This window comes from Prochlorococcus marinus XMU1404 (genome assembly GCF_017696175.1).
GTDB lineage: Bacteria > Cyanobacteriota > Cyanobacteriia > PCC-6307 > Cyanobiaceae > Prochlorococcus_A > Prochlorococcus_A marinus_X.
This window is the reverse complement of sequence record NZ_JAAORE010000002.1, coordinates 401,695-422,716: the sequence shown is the minus strand read 5'-3', so window position 1 is coordinate 422,716 and position 21,022 is coordinate 401,695. Positions and strand designations below refer to the sequence as shown.

Annotated in this window: 19 protein-coding genes; 10 read left to right on the top strand and 9 right to left on the bottom strand. The window is 31.2% G+C overall.

The window, feature by feature from the left end; genetic code table 11:
- Position 1: 1 nt before the first annotated feature.
- From HA144_RS06055 to HA144_RS06040, 4 genes are all read left to right on the top strand, one after another.
- Positions 2 to 1,705: an AAA family ATPase gene (locus HA144_RS06055; protein ID WP_209043209.1), complete on the top strand. Its 1,704-nt coding sequence runs from the start codon at positions 2 to 4 to the stop codon at positions 1,703 to 1,705.
- A gap of 138 nt (positions 1,706 to 1,843) precedes the next feature.
- Entirely contained in the window at positions 1,844 to 3,625 is a 1,782-nt protein-coding gene (locus HA144_RS06050; protein WP_209043208.1) for a DEAD/DEAH box helicase, read from the top strand.
- 9 nt (positions 3,626 to 3,634) lie between these two features.
- Positions 3,635 to 3,928: a hypothetical protein gene (locus tag HA144_RS06045; protein ID WP_209043207.1), complete on the top strand. Its 294-nt coding sequence runs from the start codon at positions 3,635 to 3,637 to the stop codon at positions 3,926 to 3,928.
- An 11-nt stretch (positions 3,929 to 3,939) separates the two neighbouring features.
- Entirely contained in the window at positions 3,940 to 5,712 is a 1,773-nt protein-coding gene (locus HA144_RS06040) for an ABC transporter ATP-binding protein (protein WP_209043206.1), read from the top strand.
- A gap of 15 nt (positions 5,713 to 5,727) precedes the next feature.
- Here the strand turns inward: HA144_RS06040 and psbP are convergent, their stop codons facing one another.
- Positions 5,728 to 6,285, bottom strand: coding sequence for a photosystem II reaction center PsbP (gene psbP, locus HA144_RS06035; protein WP_209043205.1), 558 nt, complete (start codon positions 6,283 to 6,285; stop codon positions 5,728 to 5,730).
- A gap of 103 nt (positions 6,286 to 6,388) precedes the next feature.
- On the opposite strand from psbP, the gene recR reads away from it, so the two are divergent.
- A complete protein-coding gene (gene recR / locus HA144_RS06030) occupies positions 6,389 to 6,988 on the top strand; it encodes a recombination mediator RecR (protein WP_032524580.1) in 600 nt (199 codons plus the stop codon).
- Positions 6,989 to 6,991: 3 nt separating this feature from the next.
- Positions 6,992 to 7,891 (top strand): lipoyl synthase, encoded by a 900-nt coding sequence (lipA, locus tag HA144_RS06025; RefSeq protein WP_209043204.1) that lies wholly within the window; start codon positions 6,992 to 6,994, stop codon positions 7,889 to 7,891.
- Here the strand turns inward: lipA and HA144_RS06020 are convergent.
- From HA144_RS06020 to lysA, 6 genes are read right to left on the bottom strand one after another with little or no spacing between them, the layout of a single operon-like run.
- Entirely contained in the window at positions 7,888 to 8,388 is a 501-nt protein-coding gene (locus tag HA144_RS06020) for a hypothetical protein (RefSeq protein WP_209043203.1), read from the bottom strand. The two genes, lipA and HA144_RS06020, sit on opposite strands and share 4 nt — an antisense overlap.
- 12 nt (positions 8,389 to 8,400) lie before the next feature.
- Positions 8,401 to 9,333 (bottom strand): rhodanese-related sulfurtransferase, encoded by a 933-nt coding sequence (locus HA144_RS06015; RefSeq protein ID WP_209043202.1) that lies wholly within the window; start codon positions 9,331 to 9,333, stop codon positions 8,401 to 8,403.
- Entirely contained in the window at positions 9,330 to 10,337 is a 1,008-nt protein-coding gene (gene bioB / locus HA144_RS06010) for a biotin synthase BioB (protein ID WP_209043201.1), read from the bottom strand. The genes HA144_RS06015 and bioB overlap by 4 nt, the downstream gene beginning before the upstream one ends.
- 6 nt (positions 10,338 to 10,343) lie before the next feature.
- Positions 10,344 to 11,147 carry an isoprenyl transferase gene (locus HA144_RS06005; RefSeq protein WP_209043200.1) on the bottom strand — a complete coding sequence of 268 codons (804 nt, stop codon included), beginning with the start codon at positions 11,145 to 11,147 and terminating at the stop codon, positions 10,344 to 10,346.
- Between the two features lie 3 nt (positions 11,148 to 11,150).
- On the bottom strand, positions 11,151 to 12,059 hold the full coding sequence (cdaA, locus tag HA144_RS06000) for a diadenylate cyclase CdaA (RefSeq protein WP_209043199.1): 909 nt from the start codon (positions 12,057 to 12,059) through the stop codon (positions 11,151 to 11,153).
- A gap of 28 nt (positions 12,060 to 12,087) precedes the next feature.
- Positions 12,088 to 13,461 (bottom strand): diaminopimelate decarboxylase, encoded by a 1,374-nt coding sequence (lysA, locus tag HA144_RS05995; protein ID WP_209043236.1) that lies wholly within the window; start codon positions 13,459 to 13,461, stop codon positions 12,088 to 12,090.
- An 85-nt stretch (positions 13,462 to 13,546) separates the two neighbouring features.
- Here lysA and rimI point away from each other — a divergent pair, with 85 nt between their 5' ends.
- The 4 genes from rimI to HA144_RS05975 all read left to right on the top strand — a co-directional run bounded on the left by rimI (position 13,547) and on the right by HA144_RS05975 (position 18,710).
- On the top strand, positions 13,547 to 13,987 hold the full coding sequence (rimI, locus tag HA144_RS05990; protein ID WP_209043198.1) for a ribosomal protein S18-alanine N-acetyltransferase: 441 nt from the start codon (positions 13,547 to 13,549) through the stop codon (positions 13,985 to 13,987).
- Between the two features lie 180 nt (positions 13,988 to 14,167).
- Complete coding sequence (locus HA144_RS05985) at positions 14,168 to 16,696, top strand: ATP-dependent Clp protease ATP-binding subunit (RefSeq protein WP_209043197.1); 2,529 nt, start codon at positions 14,168 to 14,170, stop codon at positions 16,694 to 16,696.
- Between the two features lie 14 nt (positions 16,697 to 16,710).
- A complete protein-coding gene (locus HA144_RS05980; protein ID WP_209043196.1) occupies positions 16,711 to 17,802 on the top strand; it encodes an iron-containing alcohol dehydrogenase in 1,092 nt (363 codons plus the stop codon).
- A gap of 8 nt (positions 17,803 to 17,810) precedes the next feature.
- Positions 17,811 to 18,710, top strand: a complete 900-nt coding sequence (locus HA144_RS05975) for an alpha/beta fold hydrolase (protein ID WP_209043195.1) — start codon at positions 17,811 to 17,813, stop codon at positions 18,708 to 18,710.
- A gap of 12 nt (positions 18,711 to 18,722) precedes the next feature.
- On the opposite strand, the gene HA144_RS05970 is transcribed toward HA144_RS05975, so the two are convergent.
- Positions 18,723 to 19,580, bottom strand: a complete 858-nt coding sequence (locus HA144_RS05970; protein ID WP_209043194.1) for a phosphatidate cytidylyltransferase — start codon at positions 19,578 to 19,580, stop codon at positions 18,723 to 18,725.
- A 9-nt stretch (positions 19,581 to 19,589) separates the two neighbouring features.
- Entirely contained in the window at positions 19,590 to 20,987 is a 1,398-nt protein-coding gene (locus HA144_RS05965) for an aminotransferase class I/II-fold pyridoxal phosphate-dependent enzyme (protein ID WP_209043193.1), read from the bottom strand.
- Positions 20,988 to 21,022: the final 35 nt, after the last annotated feature.

The following is a 21,022-nucleotide window of genomic DNA, read 5'->3' as shown; positions in this document are numbered from 1 at the left end:
AATGACTAAAACTACTACTCATATTGAAAAGTTCCAATATGATCATATATTTAATTTAATCTTAGATATTTTCAAATTTAATGAAAAAAAACATGGAAATTTTGTAAAAGATGCAATAAGAATTTTATTAGAGTTTGAAAAAAATGGTGAAACTATTATTGATGTTGATAATAGTTTAATAATCTTTGAATTATTAGAAGATGGCTGGCCCAATAAACATATAGATGTTCTAAAAAATATAGGTTTGATAGGTTCACTTAATTCTCCATTCGTATTAGTAAATAGAAAACTATCCCTATCAAAATGGTCAAAGAAGATAGAAAGAGTTATTAATTCATTTCTAAAAAAAATTGATACCGATAATTTAATGAACTCGATAATTTATAAAGATGATAATAAAATTGATCAAATTAAAAATATATTTAAATATTCAAATTTAGTTTTTCTTCAAGGAGGACCAGGCACAGGTAAAACCACTTTAATAATAAAGTTAATTCTAGAACTCCTTCTAACTGATAACTTTTTAAATATTGGTTTGTCTGCTCCAACGGGTAAAGCTACTGCTCGTCTAAAAGAAGCACTTAATGATAAGAAAAATATTTCCTTTAGCAAATTTCTAAACCAAATAGAATTTCAAACTTTACATAGATGGATTTTAAATTCTCAAAATAAATCTCTTAAGTTGAAATTTAAACTAAAAGAGCTTGATATTTTCATAATTGATGAAATGTCAATGGTTAATATCGATTTGATTGAATCAGTATTAAATTTGCTAGCAAAGGACTGTAAAATTATTTTAGTTGGAGATAAAAATCAATTATCTCCAGTAAATAACTGTTCTATCTGGAATTATTTGTTTGAATATGGTGATAATAATTCAATTAAATCTTGTGTAGTAAATTTAGAAAAAACTTATAGAAATATTGGAGATATAGCATTAATTAGTAGTTTAATATTTAATAATGATTTTTGTTTACTTAATCAAAAGATAAAAGAATTAGAAAAAGATAATTATTCAAAAGAAATTACTATTTCAAAAAGTAGAGAAAAAGATATTCCAAAAGATCTATTTTTTTCGATTTCAAGTCATCTAAAACAGTTAAATCTTTCAACTTCAAATTTAAGTAAAAAAAAATATATATTTGATGAGAGTATTGATAATTTATTGCTCAATGAAAAAGATTTAGTAGATAAGATATTTCTGGATTTACAAAGTCACTTGATTTTATGCGAAAAAAATTCCGGAATATGGAGTGTTGAGTATTTGAATGAAATTGTTTTTGGTCAAAAAAAACCCTATGACCTTAAAACTCTTAAAGAGGGTGTTCCGATCATGTGTACAAAAAATAATAATGAACTTGGATTGTCAAATGGGGATATCGGAGTACTTATAGGTTTAAAAAATAATAGAAAATATCTTTTTAGAAAATTTAATGATAATAACGAAGAAATTGTCTCATTAATTGATCCATCTAATTTAGAAAATGTTGTCCCAGCAATAGCAATTACTATTCATAAATCTCAAGGAAGTGAATCTGAAAAAGTAAGCATTTTGTGGTCCCAAAAGTATAAAAGAAATCAATATGCTGTAAAAGAAAAAAAAGATAATCAAAATATCTTTTGCAGAGATAATTTTGAAAGAAGGTTATTTTATACTGCTGTTACAAGAGCGAAAAAATTTCTAGATATATATTATTTAAATTAAATTTTATTTTTGAGAAATTAGTAATATCTTAACCCCAAGATGTTAGATTAATAATCCGGCTCTGTAAGGCTAATCAACAATTTAAGTCAATTTAGATATTTGTTGAATGCCTAATCAGAAGATTATTAGGCATTTAAAATGGCTTCAAAAAAAGATAGTAACTCTATTGATAGTGAGCAGGATAAATCACAGAATGAAGATTCTTCCCTAATTGATTTCAAGAACTTAGAGAACAAAAAAGAAATTGAATCTCAACCATTGGAAGTATCGAAAGGAAATGATGATGAGAATGGATTTCTCGATTTTGGGTTTAATCAATCGATCTTAAATTCGTTAAGAAATAAAGGATATAAAAATCCAACTCCCATCCAAAAAGCTGCAATTCCAGAACTAATGTTGGGCAGGGATTTACTAGGCCAAGCACAAACAGGAACAGGAAAGACTGCAGCTTTCGCATTACCATTAATAGAAAAACTTGCAGATAATAAAGAATTAAATGCCAAGGTTTTAGTTATGACTCCTACAAGAGAATTAGCAACTCAAGTGGCAGAATCTTTTAAAAGTTATAGTTCTGAATCTAGTAATTTCAAGACGGTTGCAATATATGGAGGTACCGACTATCGAAACCAAATTTCTGCATTAAAAAGAAAAGTTGACGTAGTAGTTGGGACCCCAGGCCGAATAATGGATCATATAAGGCAGGGTACTTTTAAAATTAAAGAAATAAATTGCCTTGTTTTAGATGAGGCAGATGAAATGTTAAATATGGGTTTTCTTGAAGATATTGAATGGATAATAGATCAACTTCCGGAAAATAAGCAGATGGTATTGTTTTCAGCAACAATGCCTAGTGAGATAAGAAATATAGCAAAAAAATATCTAAATAATCCCGCCGAAATATTAATCAAAAGTGTCAAAAAAGAAACTCAATTAATTTCGCAAAAATTTCTATATGTACAAAGGCATCATAAGTTAGATGCTTTAAAAAGAATATTAGAACTTAATAACGAGGGAGTAATTATTTTTGTGAGAACAAAACTACTTACTACTTCAATAGCTGAAGCTTTAGAGAATTCAGGTCATACTGTCGCAGTACTTAATGGAGATATACCTCAAAATCAAAGAGAAAATACTGTAGATAGATTAAAAAAAGGATTTATTAATATCCTTGTTGCAACTGATGTCGCAGCTAGAGGATTAGATGTTGAGAGGATAAAACTTGTTGTTAATTACGATTTCCCTTTTGACAAGGAAACATATACTCATAGAATTGGAAGAACTGGAAGGGCAGGTAGATCAGGAGAAGCAATTTTATTTGTTAATCAAAGAGAAAAACATTTTCTAAGAAACTTAGAAAACTCAACAAGAACCAAGATTGAAGAAATTAATATACCAAGTAATAAAATAATTAATGAAAAAAGGATGGAGAAACTTATAGATAATGTTAATGAGAGTTCTTTAGCTAAAGATGAAAATGAAGAAAATAAAGCTTTGATTATTGATGTACTAGATAATTTAAAAGAAAAATACTCCATGGATGACTCAAATATTGCAATGGCGGCGATTAATTTAGTAATAGGTAATAAATCATTTTTTGTTAATGAAGATGATTCTTGGATTAATAAACAAAATAATACTGATCGAAATAGATCAAATAGAAATATTAATAATCGTATGAGAAATTCAAATAGAAGAAATAATTATCAAAATGATTCTTTTGAAACCTACAAATTTAACTTTGGTAAATTTGATGGGGTTAGAGTCGCAAATATTATATCCTCAATCTGTAATTCAACTAATATAAATGGTAGATCTATAGGAAAGATACAGATTTTTAATGATTACAGTTTGGTAGATTTACCCAGAGATCTGCATAGAGAAACTAAAAATAAATTAAAAAAAATTAAAGTCAGAAACTAGGGATAGAGAATGAAAACCAGCAAATATAAATTCTTTATTTTTGTGAATCTGATAATACTATTCAACTCTTTAAATAGTTATTATTTAGCTCAAACGAAACAAAATTCAATCATAAAATTATTTTGTCTTCAGAGTGTCAAAGAGGAAATGATGAAAGCAAAAATGATATATAGTGAAGAAATTGCGAATGAAACTTGTGACTGTTACTACGAAGAATTTATGAAAACTGCAAGTCATCTAGATTCAAAAACAAAATGTAAATTAGAAACTAAAGAAAATTTAAATCATAATAGAAAAATTTAATTATTATTTTTATGAGGTCTAAGAATAATCAAAATCCAATAATTAGACTTTATTTAAATCTGATTGAAGAAAGAAGGTTACTATTTTTTGCTTTTCTTAGTTCCATAATTAATAAAATATTAGACTTAGCTCCCCCCGTAATAATTGGTCTTGCGGTGGATATCGTTGTTAAGGAACAGAATTCATGGATTGCTGGTTTTGGAATAAAAGAAGTTCCTGCACAATTGATTTTTCTTGCATTTGCTTCAGGAATAGTTTGGTCTGGTGAATCCTCCTTTGAATATTTATATTCGATTTTATGGAGAAATTTGGCTCAGCTATCGCAACATAAACTAAGAATAAAAGCTTATGAGCATATCCAGGAATTAGATATGGATTTTTTTGAGAATGATAATACTGGAAGGCTATTATCTATTTTGAACGATGATATAAATCAACTCGAGAGATTTCTAGACCAAGGGGCTAATCAGATTATTCAGTTATTTATAACTGTCTTAATAATTGGGGCCACTATGATTTTTGTCGCTCCAAAAATCGCTTTATTTGCTTTTTTCCCTATTCCAATTATATTATTAGGATCAATTAAATTTCAAAGGAAGCTTGCTCCAAAATATAGAGATGTCAGAAATAAAGCTGGACTATTGGCATCAAGACTTAATAATAATTTAAGCGGAATTCTAACCATAAAAAGTTTTACTAAAGAAAAATGGGAACTAAAGAGAATAAATAAAGAAAGTCTCGATTATCAAAGAAGTAATAAGGCTGCAATAAAATTATCCTCTGCTTTCATCCCTCTTATAAGATTTGCAATCTTATTTGCTTTTATAGCAATTCTATTAATTGGAGGTTTCCAAACTTGGAATAAGACCCTTGATGTAGGAACTTATAGTTTTTTAGTGTTTATAACACAAAGACTATTATGGCCTTTAACTACTTTGGGTCATGTTTTAGATGATTTTCAGAGATCTATGGCTTCAATAGATAGAGTAATTGATCTCATAGATACGCCTATAAAAATAAAAGATGGGAAAATAAAAATTGAATCTAAAGATATCAAAGGAGAAATTATTTTTAATAATGTAAATTTTAATTATCCTGGAAGAGATTTAACTTTAAAAAATATAAATTTCAAAATTGAAAATAACTCAACATTAGGAATTGTTGGTTTAACAGGTTCTGGGAAAAGTACAATAATAAAATTACTTCTTAGGATTTATGATAGTAATAATGGGTCAATAACCTTGGATGGCATTTCTATTAAAGAAATAAATTTGAGGGATTTAAGAAAGTGTATTTCTTTAGTAAGTCAAGAAACCTATTTATTTCATGGAAGTGTACAAGAAAATATTGCTTATGGCTCAGTCAACCCAAGTCTTAAAGATATCATCCAAGCTTCAAAGATTGCAGAAGCTCATAAATTTATTGAACAATTACCATATGGTTATAAAACTATAGTGGGGGAAAGGGGCCAAAGGCTCTCAGGCGGACAACGTCAAAGAATCGCCTTGGCGAGAGCTGTTTTAAAGGATGCACCAATATTAATTTTAGATGAAGCTACAGCCTCAGTTGATAATGAAACAGAGGCTTTAATTCAAAAATCAATATCTAAGATTACAAAAGAAAGAACTACTATAGTAATAGCTCATAGATTAAGCACTATAAAAAATGCGGATAATATTGTTGTTATTGATAAAGGTAAAATAGTTGAGAGCGGAAAACATGAAAGACTATTAGATCAGAACAAAATATATGCTGATTTATGGAATGTTCAAGTAGGAATCTAGTATAGAATTTCTAAACTATATTAAAAAGTTAAATGATTCAATTACATTACTAAACATACCGTCAACTTTACTCCATCTCTCTTCATTTGTTCCTACAGCGAAAGTGTAAAGTGTTCCTCTATCAATTACGACGGTAGCTAATTCGTGTCTGGCCTGTTCATTTAAATTTAATTCATACTCTAAATCATAGAAAATATGATTGGATGCCTCCCTCTTATTGGTATTTATAAGTTTTACCTCTCTACCCGAACCTTCGGGAGCAATGACTTTATCAATTAATGTTTGACCTACTTCACTCGGGCTTCCTAATTGCTCTAATTGGACTTCTTTATTTACATCAGAAATAACTAAACTTAAGGTCTCATTGCTATTTATTAGATCATGATAAATAATTTCAGGACCTCCATCGACTTTTACTCTAGTCCATCCTGTTGGATACAAAAAGGCATATCTTCCATCTGGACTTTGATAAGCTTCTAATCCTGCATTTAGTCCGCCACTACAAGAACTCAATGTTAAACACAAAAAAATCAAAAATAAATATTTGAAAGGGTTAAATTTAATATTTTTCATTTTGTTTGAAATTACTAACTAAAAACATAATAAGACATTAAAAGCAAACAATTATGGCAATTCAGGATTTTGCGTCTAAATTATTTCTAGAAATAGTTTAATTTTGATTACTTATACCAAACCGCTTTCAAAATTAATTGGTCATTTTGAGAAATTCCCAGGGATTGGTCCTAGAACAGCTCAAAGGTTAGCTTTGTTTATTTTAAAACAACCTGAAAGCACAATAAGGGATTTTTCAAAGGCTCTGTTAGAAGCTCATAGTAATGTTGGTCGTTGTAAAAAATGCTTCAATTTGACTTCAGAAGATGAATGCGAAATTTGTAGAAATACTGAAAGAAATCAAAAACTAATCTGCGTAGTAGCAGAAACCAAAGATTTGCTTGCTTTGGAACGTGCTCGAGAATTTAAAGGTGTCTACCATGTTATTGGTGGTTTAATATCTCCAATGGATTCTGTTGGCCCTGAACTCTTAGAAATAAGGAGCTTAGTAGAACGAGTTAGTAAGTCTGAAATAGATGAAATTATATTGGCATTAACTCCCAGTGTTGAGGGAGATACAACAAGTCTTTATATTGGAAAATTGTTAGCACCTTTTACAAAAGTTACGAGAATTGCATATGGCCTCCCAATGGGCAGTGAACTTGAATATGTGGATGAAGTTACCCTTGCCAGAGCCTTAGAAGGAAGAACAAAACTAAATTAGACAATGAGAAACAATAATCTAATCAAGAAAGAAACAATCTTAAGACTTCCCTCCTGGATAAAATTTCCTATTAGTAAAGCTTCTGAGTTTGAAAAAATACAAGCACTCATCAAAAAATCAAATATTCATACTATTTGTGAAGAAGCGAGATGTCCCAATAGAGCAGAATGTTATGCCTCAGGAACAGCTACCTTCTTACTGGGTGGATCTATATGTTCTCGTTCTTGTGCTTTTTGTCAGGTGAATAAAGGTAGACCTAGTTCTATCAATATTGATGAATGTACTCAAGTTGCTGAAGCAGTAAAAGTACTAGATTTGAAATATGTTGTTTTGACATCTGTAGCTAGAGACGATCTCCCTGATCATGGTGCAAATTTGTTTACTTCTACAATTGATGAGATTAGAAAAATTGATTCAACAATAAAAATAGAAGTTTTAACTCCTGATTTATGGGGTGGGGGCAAAAATTTTGAAGAAACTAATAACCTTCAGACTGAGAGATTGAAGATGATTTTAGAAAAAGATCCAATATGCTTTAATCATAACCTTGAAACTGTTGAAAGACTGCAAAAAGAAGTTAGGAGAGGTGCAAATTACAAAAAATCCCTTAGTTTACTAAAAAAGTCAAAAGATTTTGCTCCTCATATTCAAACTAAATCAGGCATTATGTTAGGCCTTGGAGAAACGTTGGATGAAATAAAAAATACAATTTGTGATCTTAAAAAAATAGATTGTGATCAAATTACAATTGGCCAATATTTAAGACCCTCATTCAATCATTTGGCAGTTAAAAAATATTGGGATCCATCAGAATTTGAATATTTATATCGCTTCTCTAAGGAATTAGGATTCAAGAAAGTATCTTCTGGCCCCTTAGTTAGAAGTAGTTATCATGCGGGTTAATTTTCTTCAATTAAAGAAAGTTTCTTTTCAAGTTTTTTCAATATGGAAATACATTCCCCACTCATAAGTGTACCTGCACCTCCCCAAACCAATCTTAATAAAAGATCTACTGGGCTAGAACCAACTTCTTTAACAATTTTGAAGCCTATTAACTTGAAATATCTCACAAGTTTTTTACTGTATCCTTCACTATCAAAAATAGCTAAAAGTCTTGCTTTGTTGCTTGATTTTTTTTCAATAGCCCAAGCCATAGTTGTTGCCCATATTAATTCCGAAACAAAAGCAGGAGCTTTACTAAGGATTCTTAATGTATCAAGCTGAATACCTTGTTTATTCAAATAAGTCCAACCTTTCATCTCGGCCCAAATCTTAATGATGTTATCTTTCTGTTCTGCTATAACGATTCTAAAGAAACATAATCCGAGAGTTTCTCTAACTTGAATTTTAATTAATAATCCAATGTTACCTGCTAATTTTTCTAATTCTTCAACTTTCATAATTTTGGAAAATTAGTTCTGATAAATTTTATGATTCTCAATTTTTAATCTATCGATCTGTTTTTGTCTTTCTTCAAACCTTTTTCTGTCATAATCACTGAATTGATCTATGCAGAAATGACATTGGATACCCTTTCTATATTCTTTTCTTTTTTGATCTTGAATTGAAATTGGCATTCCACATGCATGACAAATCGAGTAGGAGCCTTTTTCTAATTCTTGATCTAAAGCAACTCTTTTATCAAAAACATAACATTCACCTTCAAATAAGTTTTCTTCTTTTGGTATATCATCAAGATATTGAAGGATACCCCCTTGTAGATGATAAATATTTTTATAACCTTTCTTTCTCAGCAAACTAGTAGCTTTCTCACATCTGATACCGCCGGTACAAAACATTGCTATATTTGTAGATTCTTTATTTTCTAAATGACTATCTAAATGATCATCTACCCACCTGGGGAATTCGCTAAAGTTTCTCGTATTTGGGTTTATAGAATTCTGAAATGTTCCTATAGAGACCTCATAATGATTTCTAGTATCAATGACTATTGTATTTTGATTTTTAATTAATTTATTCCAATCAGCTGATTCAATATAAGTCCCATTATCTTGCGAAGGGTTTATTCCATTAATGCCCATGGTTACAATTTCTTTCTTGATTTTTATTTTTAATTTTTTGAAGACTTTCTTTTTTGAAAAGTTTACCTTCATATTCAAACTTCTATGATCTGTATATTTGTTAAGTAAATCGATAACAATATCAATTACATCTTTCTCAGCACAAATAGTTCCATTAATACCTTCACTTGCAAAAATCAATAAACCTGTAAGATCGTTTTTATTTTCGATTTCTAATAATTTATTTTTGAGATCAAGAATTAAGTTTTCTTGAAATTGGAAGAAAGAATAAAGAGAAACTATTTTATAATCTTTGCCTTTCATAAAGAAGATAATGTTTTTATACAATTTTCAAAATCTTTGTTAAATGATACTCCAACCTCTTTAAGAAGTTTTCTATCTGATTGAAAAGATGGATTTGAAGTTGTGAGTAACTCATCTCCATAAAAAATTGAATTTGCCCCACATTGAAAACATAAAATTTGGGCTTCTTTTGAAAGTTTTTCTCTTCCTGCACTTAATCTGATTTTACTTTTAGGCATAAGAATTCTTGCTGTAGCTATCATCCTTATCATTTCAATAGAATCAATTTCTTGATTATCTTCTAAACCAGTACCTTCAATAGCAACTAATGAATTTATAGGAACACTTTCAGGGTGCGGATTCATGTTTGAAAGAACTTCCAAAAGAGATGCTCTATCGCCATTAGTTTCACCCAAACCTATTATCCCTCCACAGCAAACATTTATTCCTGCATCTCTTACTCTTTTAATAGTATCTAGTCTGTCTTGATAAGTTCTAGTGGTAATAATATTTTTATAATGCTCGGGACTCGTATCAAGGTTGTGATTGTATGCGGTTAAACCAGCTTCGGCAAGTCTAGATGCTTGTTCTTCAGTAAGCATTCCTGCAGTTACGCATGCCTCCATCCCTAGTTTCCTTACACCCTTGACCATTTCAAGCATTGAGTTAAAAGATTTACCGTCTCTAATTTCTCTCCAAGCCCATCCCATGCAGAATCTTTCCGCACCTTCCTTCTTCGCGATTTGAGCTCTTTCTAAAACTTCTTTAACTTCATATTGTGGATGACTTTTAATCTCGCTAGAACTATATATTGATTGGCTGCAATATGAACAATCTTCTTGGCAACCGCCAGTTTTTACGCTGTAGAGCGATGCTAGTTGTACTCTGTATGCATTAAATTTTCTGTGAATTATCTGTGATTTCCACATTAAATCGATTAAGGGCATATTTAAAATTTCAGAAATTTCTTCTCTTTGCCAATCAAATCTTATTTCGCCTGATATATCGCTGTACGATTTAATCATATTAATTTATGGAGAAAAGTAAGAATCTTTAAAAGATTGATTTGGTAATGATTCTATACCGCCGAAACGTCTATTTCTTGATTGGTAATCAATTATTGCTTTAAGAAATTCATTCTCATTAAAATCAGGCCATAGTACTTCGGATATATAAATTTCAGAATATGCTAATTGCCATAAAAGAAAATTACTAATCCTTTTTTCACCACTAGTTCTAATTAATAATTCAGGATCATTGATCCCCTGGGTAAGGAGCTCTGAGTTAAATAACTCCTCGTTCACTTCGCTAGGCTTTATTTCTCCAGAAATGGATTTAAGTGCTAACTTTTGTGCAACTTTTACTATTTCTTGCCTACCTCCGTAGTTGACACAAATATTTAATAAGAAATTTTTGTTGTTTTTAGTTAGAGATTCTGAACTAAAGATTATTTTTTTTAAATTCTCTGGAAAAGGTGTTAAATCTCCGATAAATTTTATTTTAATTAATTCTTGATGAATCTCTTCAATTTCGTTTTTCAAAACTTCGGTAAAGAGATTTATAAGGAAATCAACTTCTTTTGTTGGTCTTGTCCAATTTTCAGTTGAGAATGCATAAACAGTAAGAACTTTACAACCTAATTTTTTTGATACTTTTATAATTTCTTTTAATACACTAACCCCCTTGTTATGACCAAATGATCGCGGTAACCCTTTTTTAGTAGCCCATCTCCCATTCCCGTCCATAATTATTGCTACATGTTCTGGAACTTTTTGCTTATCTATTTTCTTAGATAAGTCATTATTTTTCTTGTAAATTATTTTTTCTAAACTCATTTGTTATTCCTTTATGTTTGTAAAACTTTCAGATTTATTGGTCTCTTTTTCATTAATATCACTGCTAATAATATCACTCGAGTTTGTCTTTTGGGATATGGCATTTTTACTTAAAGGTGATTTACTTGTTCCCATAGAGCTTTGATTTCCTATCAAATTAACTAGAAGTTCTTGTAATCTACTGCTTGTAATTGGTCTTTCAAGTTTTCCTTGGTTTGCTAATGATAAAGTGCCTGTCTCCTCAGAAACAACGATACAAATACACCTATCAAATCTTTCTGTAATTCCTAATGCAGCTAAATGCCTTGTACCGTATCTGCTAATTCCTTGCCTCGAGAGAGGAAGTATTACTCCAGCAGATATTATTTTGTTGCCTTTAACAAGAACAGCTCCATCATGTAACGGTGTATCTGTTGCAAAAAGATTTATTAAAAGTTCAGTCGACAATTGTGCTTCAATATTTGTTCCTGAATATAAAAAGTCCTCAGGCCTTAAATCACTTCCTATATCGACCACTATTAGTGCTCCTCTCCTGTTTTGGGAGAGTTTACCTGCAGTATCAACTAACTGCGTAATAGTAGTTGAAGTTGCTCTAAATTCCTTTGGCGGATTTCCGAGAATTACAGCTAGCCTACCAGTACCTAATAATTCCATTAGTCTTCTTAGCTCTCCTTGCCAAAGGATCGCTAAGGATAGAGAGCAAGCTAGGACTACAGCATCAATTAATTTTGATGTTAACGGGAGATATGCATATCTTTGAATAAACCATGCTGATGATACTAAAAACAAATATCCTCTTAAAAGCCATAATGTCCTCTGTTCTTTTACTCTAGAAAATAATAAAAGTCCGAAACCAATAGCAAATAAGACATCTAATAAAAGTTTTAAATTTATAATCCCCCAAAAATTCACATCAAAAACAAAATTAATTTAAATGTACCTAATTTTGTTTAATAAAGCGATCAGGTAAAACATCATATTTTAAAAGGTCAAATGAACTTTCTCTTTTTTGAATAATCTCTGCTTCACCTTCAGAAACTAAGAGAGCAGCCGGCCTTGGAATTCTGTTGTAGTTCGAACTCATCGAGTTATTGTATGCCCCTGTACCAAAAACACATATTAAATCTCCTGTTTTGCAATCTGCTAGTTCTATCTCCTTAAATAATACATCTCCTGATTCGCAGTGCTTACCAGCAATAGTATATTTATTTTTTGAATTTAAATTAAACGGATTATGTACCAAACATGCAGAATAATTTGATTGATATGTTATTGGTCTTGGATTGTCACTCATCCCGCCATCAACAGATAAATATGTTCTGATCCCAGGAATTTCTTTAAACGCCCCAATTTTATAAATTGTTATTCCCGCTGTAGATACAATAGACCGTCCAGGTTCGCACATTAATGTAGGTAAATCTAAATTATTTTTTTTGCAAGCTTTAACAACTGAAGTGGAAATTGTTTTTACCCATTCATCAATTGAAGGTGGATCATCATTTTCTGTATATTTAATACCTAGCCCCCCACCAACATTCAATTTTTTAATATCGTGGCCAAATTTTTTGGCATCAATTATAACATTCACCATTATTTCTCCTAGATCTTTGTGAGGGTCTAGTTCAAAAATTTGCGAACCAATATGAGCATGTAATCCCGTTAATTTTAAGTGTTTGGAATTACTGATTTTGGCAAATAAAATACTTAAATATTCAATCCCGAAACCGAACTTGCTATCAAATGATCCTGTTCTTATGTATTCATGTGTATGGCATTCTATCCCTGGAGTAAAGCGAATCATGATTTCTATGTCATGATTAAATGAATTTGAAAGTTCCTCCAACCTTTCTAAGTCATAATCATTATCTACAATAACTTTAATGTTGTTTTTGACTGCAAACTCAATTTCTTTGTCTGATTTATTATTTCCGTGAAAAACAATTTTCTCATTTGGGACTCCACCTTTAAGAGCAGTTAATAGTTCACCTTCCGAAACCGCATCAAGTCCTAAACCTTCCGAGGCAACAAGGTTACTCATAAATATAGAACTATTTGCTTTTGATGCATATATTGGTAACGATTCTCCAGGATAATATTTTTCAAGCGCATTTTTATAAGCTCTACAAGAATTTCTTAATGTGATCTCGTCTAAAATATAAAGAGGCGAATCATATTGTTTAACTAATTCTTCAATAGAACATCCACCAACTGATAATTTACCATCACTTCCAAAGGATGTAGTTATCGGTATTATATTTCTATTAGGACTTTTGACGTCAATCTTTTGTTTTAAAAAGGATTCTTTTTCTTCCATAGAAAAATCTAAATAGGGTTTTGCTAAAGATGTCATATTTTATAATGACTTTAATTATAGCTTTTAATTAATTGGCTACTATAAAATGATATCCATTAAACAAATATATGAGAAAGACATTGATTTATGTTGTGAATTAGATTCAAATACGATTTCGTTATGGAGTAAAGAGCAGTGGGTCAACGAATTCAAAAAAGATGGCGTAAAAGTTTTTGGGTTAGCACTTGAAAATTTAATAATTGGAATATGTGTTCTTCAAGTAGTACTTGATGAGGCTCAAATAAATTATTTTGCAGTTAATAAGAAATTTAGGAATAAAGGTTTGGGTACTTCTTTAATGAACTATTTAATAAAATTATGTGAAGAATTAAATATAAATAGATTACTATTGGAAGTCTCTAAGAAAAATATTACTGCTGAAAGATTTTATAATCGCTTTGATTTTTTTACTGTTGGAGTAAGAAGAAATTATTATAAAGATGGTTCAGATGCACTTTTAAAAGAAAAAAAATTAACAACAAAATAATTTATAAATTTAATTGTGCGGATAACCAGAATGCTTGAAAATACTATAATTTATTGCTATATCACCAAAAAAAGTAAATTTTTATTCAATAAAATATACTTTTAGGTCTTCATAAAAGCTCATTCTGAACACAAAATTGACATATTACTGGTAGGTTATTAGTAAGGTTTTAGTCTTCTAATGTTTGAAAGATTCACAGAAAAGGCAATCAAAGTCATAATGCTAGCCCAAGAGGAAGCTAGAAGACTGGGTCATAATTTTGTTGGGACAGAACAAATTCTATTAGGATTAATTGGTGAAGGAACTGGTGTCGCAGCTAAAGTCCTTAAATCCTTAGGAGTAAATTTAAAAGATTCTAGAATTGAAGTTGAAAAGATAATTGGTAGAGGTTCAGGATTTGTAGCAGTAGAGATACCTTTCACTCCAAGAGCTAAAAGAGTTTTAGAGTTGTCTCTTGAAGAAGCTCGCCAATTAGGACATAACTATATAGGTACTGAACATTTATTGTTGGGTCTAATACGAGAGGGAGAAGGAGTAGCTGCAAGAGTTCTTGAAAATCTAAGTATTGACCTCACCAAAGTAAGAACGCAGGTTATAAGAATGTTAGGTGAAACAGCTGAAGTTGGCAGTGGTGCAAATCCAAACAAGGGTAATTTGAAAACTGCTACTCTTGATGAATTTGGAACTAATCTAACAAAGCTTGCAAGTGAGTCTAAACTTGATCCAGTTGTTGGTCGCCATGAAGAAATAGATCGCGTAGTTCAAATATTAGGAAGGAGGACAAAAAATAATCCTGTTCTTATTGGTGAACCTGGTGTAGGTAAAACAGCTATTGCAGAAGGCTTAGCTCAAAGAATACAGACTGGAGACATCCCAGACATACTTGAAGATAAAAGAGTTTTAACTTTGGACATAGGACTTTTGGTCGCTGGAACAAAATATAGAGGTGAATTTGAAGAAAGATTAAAAAAAATTATGGAGGAAATTAAATCTGCAGGTAACGTAATACTAGTTATAGATGAAGTACATACTTTAATTGGCGCCGGAGCTGCTGAAGGTGCTATAGACGCAGCAAACATTCTCAAACCAGCATTAGCCAGAGGAGAACTTCAATGTATCGGAGCAACGACTCTCGATGAATACAGAAAACATATTGAAAGAGACGCTGCCCTAGAAAGAAGATTCCAACCTGTAATGGTAGGGGAGCCATCTATTGAAGATACAATCGAAATCTTAAAAGGCCTTAGAGAACGTTATGAACAACATCACCGCCTAAAAATTACTGATGACGCACTTGAGGCTGCAGCTCATTTAGGTGATCGTTATATATCTGATAGATTCTTACCAGATAAGGCCATAGATCTTATTGATGAAGCAGGAAGTAGAGTTCGCTTAATGAATTCTAAACTTCCTCCTGAAGCTAAACAAATTGATAAAGAATTAAGACAAATCCAAAAACAGAAGGAGGAATCTGTAAGAGATCAAAATTTTGATCAAGCAGGTTTATTAAGAGAAAAAGAGATGGAATTGTCCTCAAAAATAAAGGAGGTTCTAGATAATAGAAAAGAATCTACAGCTGAAGATCAACCTGATATTGATACTAACTCTGTTAAAAATGATTCAAAACTTTTACAAAACCCTTTGGTTTGTGAAGAGGACGTAGCACATATTGTTGCCTCTTGGACTGGCGTACCTGTTCAAAAGTTAACAGAAACTGAATCAGTCAAGCTCCTTAATATGGAAGAAACTCTTCACCAAAGACTTATAGGACAAGACGAAGCTGTAAAGGCTGTTTCTAGAGCTATTAGAAGAGCAAGAGTTGGATTAAAAAATCCAAATAGGCCAATAGCAAGTTTTATTTTTTCAGGCCCTACTGGTGTTGGTAAAACTGAATTAACTAAATCACTCGCATCATATTTTTTCGGTAGCGAAGAAGCCATGATTAGATTAGATATGTCAGAATTTATGGAAAGACATACAGTAAGTAAACTTATAGGTTCTCCTCCTGGGTATGTTGGTTTTAATGAAGGAGGCCAGCTTACAGAGGCGGTTAGAAGACGTCCATATACAGTCGTTTTATTTGATGAAGTTGAAAAGGCTCATCCAGATGTATTCAATTTGTTATTGCAACTTCTTGAGGACGGTAGATTAACTGACTCCAAAGGTAGAACCGTTGATTTTAAAAATACTTTGCTGATAATGACTTCCAATATTGGTTCTAAGGTGATTGAGAAAGGTGGAGGCGGCTTAGGATTTGAATTTTCTGGTGATTCTGTTGAAGATAGTCAGTACAATAGAATCAAATCTTTAGTTAATGAAGAACTAAAACAATACTTTAGACCTGAATTTTTAAATAGACTTGATGAAATAATTGTGTTCAGGCAACTAACTAAGAATGAGGTTAAAGAAATTGCAGAAATTATGTTGAAAGAAGTGTTTGCACGATTGCAAGATAAAGGTATCAAATTAAATGTTACGGATGCTTTCAAAGAGAGACTTGTTGAAGAAGGTTATAATCCTGCATATGGGGCAAGACCCCTTAGAAGAGCTGTAATGCGTTTATTAGAAGATAGTTTGGCGGAGGAGGTTCTATCGGGAAGAATAAAAGATGGAGATAAGGCTCTAGTGGATGTGGATGATAATAAAAAAGTTACTATTAATATTTCTTCTGAAGAATCTCCTCAGGAATTAGCAAGTGCTAATTATTAGAAATTAACTAAAATATGCAATCAATCTCTCCAGAAATTATTTATAGGGGGAATGATGCTTGGGAAAAAGCTTTACCTCAAATTATTAAGTTAACTAAGAGCCCCTTAGTTTTAGGTAAAAGCATTTGTACCAACTATCTAAGAAGTAAAATTTTTAGAGATTTAAAAAATCAAAACCTTAATGTTAATTCTGCTAATTTACAATTTGATTGTTGTGATGAAGATATTTCAAAAGTTAAGAAAATCATCTTAAATAATAATCACGATTCTGTTATTGCAGCTGGAGGGGGTAAAGTTCTTGATTGTGGCAAATATATAGCAGAGTGTCTCGAAATCCCTTGTATTACAGTTCCTCTTAGTGCCTCTACATGCGCAGGTTGGACAGCTTTATCAAATATTTATTCAAAAAATGGCCAATTTATAAAGGACGTTGCATTAAGATCTTGTCCAAAAGTTCTAGTATACGATCATAGATTTATTCAAACGGCCCCACCAAGAACACTTGCTAGTGGAATAGCAGATGCCTTGGCAAAATGGTATGAATCTTCAATAACAAGTTCAACAATAGATGATGGCCTTGTTCAGCAAGCTATTCAGATATCAAGAGTTTTAAGAGATCAACTATTAATAGAAGGAGATAAGGCATTTAAGAGTCAATCTGAAAATAATCCTTCTTGGCGAAATACTGTAGAAGCTTGTGGCCTTACAGCAGGATTAGTAGGTGGTATTGGGGGAGAAAAGTGTAGGACTGCAGCAGCACATGCTATTCACAATGCAATTACTCAGATAATTACCCCGAAAAAATTCTTACATGGTGAGATTGTTGGGGTTGGATTATTATTGCAATTAAGACTAGAAGAAATGAAAAATAATAATAAATTAGCTGATCAATCAATTAAACAATTGTTGTCACTTATGAAAGCTTTGAATTTGCCAACTACTATTGCACAACTTGGAATAAATGTTTTCGAAAATAATAATTTGGAGAAAATTGCTGATTTTACTTGTCGAGATAATTCTGAGATTCACTTTTTGCCTTTTGAAATTCACAAACAGGATATCGTAGACGTCATTGTAAATTTTGAACAACAAAAAATTAAAATATAATCATTCTTTTGAATAAAACACATTTCGAACAACTTAGTGATTTAAATGTTGATTTTTTTGATAGTGCCAAAAATTCTTTATTAGACCCTTTAGGTCTTTATTTGGCAAACGATGTTCAGTGGATCAAACTAAATGAGAACTGGAACTCTTTGAAATTCCCTGTAGTTATGGGAGGAAAAGGTCAACCTATACTTCTCCTTCATGGCTTTGACAGTAGTTTTTTAGAGTTTAGAAGAATATATCAATCATTAAAAAGAAATTTCCAAGTTATAATCCCTGATCTATTAGGGTTTGGTTTTAGTCCTAGGTGTGCAACAAATGAATACAATCCCTCTAAAATTATTTCATATTTAATTGATCTTCTTAAAACCTTACAAATAACAAAGAATCTAAAAATTATTGGTGCTTCTATGGGAGGCTCAACAGCTTTAAAACTTTCTTTTGAGATCCCTGATTCTGTTGATAAAATTATCCTTTTATCTCCCGCCGGATTGTTTGGAGAACCTAAGAGTATACCTTTCCCTCTTAATCAAATAGGAGCATCATTTCTAGGATTGCAGCAGGTCAGAAAAAGTCTTTGTAGGCAAGCATTTGCTTTTCCGGATGAATGTGTTGGTGAAATGGAAGAGCAAATTGCTTCAATTCATTTAGGTTGTAAAGGATGGAGGAATTCACTTGCATCATTTGCAAAAAGTGGAGGGTTCGCTGGAACACAGAAATATATTCAAAACATCCCAATCAAAGCAGTATGTGGAGAAAATGATCGCATTCTTGGAAAAAAAGAGATTAAAAATATAAGAAATATTGATAAATTAAATTTTATAGGGTTGCAAAATTGTGGTCATCTACCTCATGTAGATTTCCCATCATTATCTAGCAAAATTATTCAAGATTATTTTTTGGAATAAGAAATTTCATAATTAATTTAGATACTTGAGAATTATGAAGATGTAATACAAAACAGATGGAGTAAAAATGTAGCTATCAATTCTGTCAAGAATGCCTCCATGACCTGGTAAAAAAGTTCCCGAATCTTTAATTTTCGCATCTCTTTTCATCATTGATTCAATTAAATCTCCAACTAATGCCATAAGAGAAATTAATACTCCATATAAAATTCCAACTAATAATGGATATTCCCAATTAAGTAAAAATGCGAAAAATATTGCTAATAAAATTGAACAGGATATTCCTCCAATTAAACCTTCTATTGTTTTGCTCGGGGATATTGGAGAAAGAGATTTTTTACCAAATGACTTGCCAACGAAATAAGATCCAATATCACTAGCTACAATTAAAAAACAAGAGGTTAAAGTTAAATGAAGACCTGAAGTATTAGATAAGTTTTCAAACGAAATAAAACCTTGATTTGAACTTATTATCACTGACTCTAATCCCCTTAATTTAATCCAGTAACTAGGTAAAAAACCTAAATAGAATAAACCAAAAATAGAAGCTGCAATATCTGAAATTGTTCCAGGCTTTGGTTGCAAAAGTAACCAAGTGCATAATGCAACTGAACAGATGGGCAAAATTGAATTTGATATTTCTCCTTCAATCAAACCTATGGTTTCAAGATAAGTAGAAATTATAATAACGAAAGATGAAAATAATGTGGTTTTAGTGGCTGGTTTTATTCCTTTAAATTCAGCCATCCTGAAAAATTCTAATAATGCTAAATAAGTGAGCAATGCTGTTGCAAATGTAAAAAACCATCCCCCTAACAAAACAACAATTAAACCAAATATTCCTATAAGTAATCCGCTTCTCAATCTCATATCTAATTTCTATGTTTTTATGACTCTTATATTAAAATTTAACAGATCGTTGTTGAATAAACTTTGATTATTTATCCAATTAAATCTATCGATATCAATTTTTTCTCCAGGAACTAGTAGAGGTATTCCAGGAGGATAAGGACAAATAATATCTCCAGATATTTTATTTAATGATTGCGAAAAAGGAATACTCCGAGTCTCACTTCTCCAAGCAATTCCAATTTGAATTTCGGGTTCTTCAACTAAATTAAAGGGTGATTGGATTACTTTAAGAGTGTCTAATTTTTTTGTATTTAATAGTAATTTATTCCACAAATTTACAAATATTTTAAGAAAATCTTTTTGATTCGAAAATCCTAAGCAAAAAGTTAGAGTCATCATTTCTGGTAATTCAGCAATAAGACCATTTTTACAAAAAAATTTATCAGCAGTGAAACCATCAATTCCAACCTTAGAGGTATTCAATACTATTTTTAAGGGGTCTTGGGTTTCTATGAGAGGAATATTCTTTTGGATTAATTTTTTGTAGATTCTTCTTCCCTCTAAAATTCTTTTTTGATATTTTGATAAACTTTTTTTATCAAGCCAGTCTTTAATAGACTCTTCACAAGAAGAAAGTAATAAGGAGCTTGGACTAGTAGTTTGCAGCAAATTTATACTCTTAATTAAATTTTGCTCATTTACTAGATTCCCTTTGTACCAGAGTGCAGCAGTTTGAGTTAAACCATTTAGCGACTTATGCAATGAGTGAACGACCAAATCAGCGTTTGATATTAAAGCGGATTTCGGGAGGTTAAGGTCTTGACAAAAAAGGAAATAAGAACCATGGGCTTCATCAACCAAAACAGGTAAATTTTTTTGATGACAAAGATCTATTAAAGGCCCTAAATTTCCTGCGTAGCCCTGATAAGAGGGACTTACAAGAATTACACCTACAATTTTTTTTTCATTAAAATTTACTTTTTTAAATACATTTTTCAACCAGCTTTTTGTGATTGGTTTGTAATGGCCGTTTTCTGATGAAAAATCTAGGTCAAAGAATATTGGTTGTATGTTCTGCATCGCACAGATTTTTATAACACTTATATGGACATTCCTAGGCATCAGGATACTTTCACCAGGATTTGCCATTGCAATTACAGCTGATTGTATTAACCCAGACGCTCCATTAACTCCAAAAAAACATCCTTTCGTACCAAATTTCTCAGAGAATTCTCTTTGAGTTTTGGCAATTAACCCACTTTGGGATAGAGGTGTCCCTATCTCTGGTAATTCTGGTAAGTCCCAATACCCAGGTTGTTTTTTTAATAATTTCACTAATTTCTTGGGTAAAGCTGCACCTCTGTTATGAGCGGGAAAGAAAAGTGACTTTAAAAACTTTTTAGTTAGAAAAGAAGAAATGCTCATAAAGTATTATTGACATATATAGAATGGACTAATTG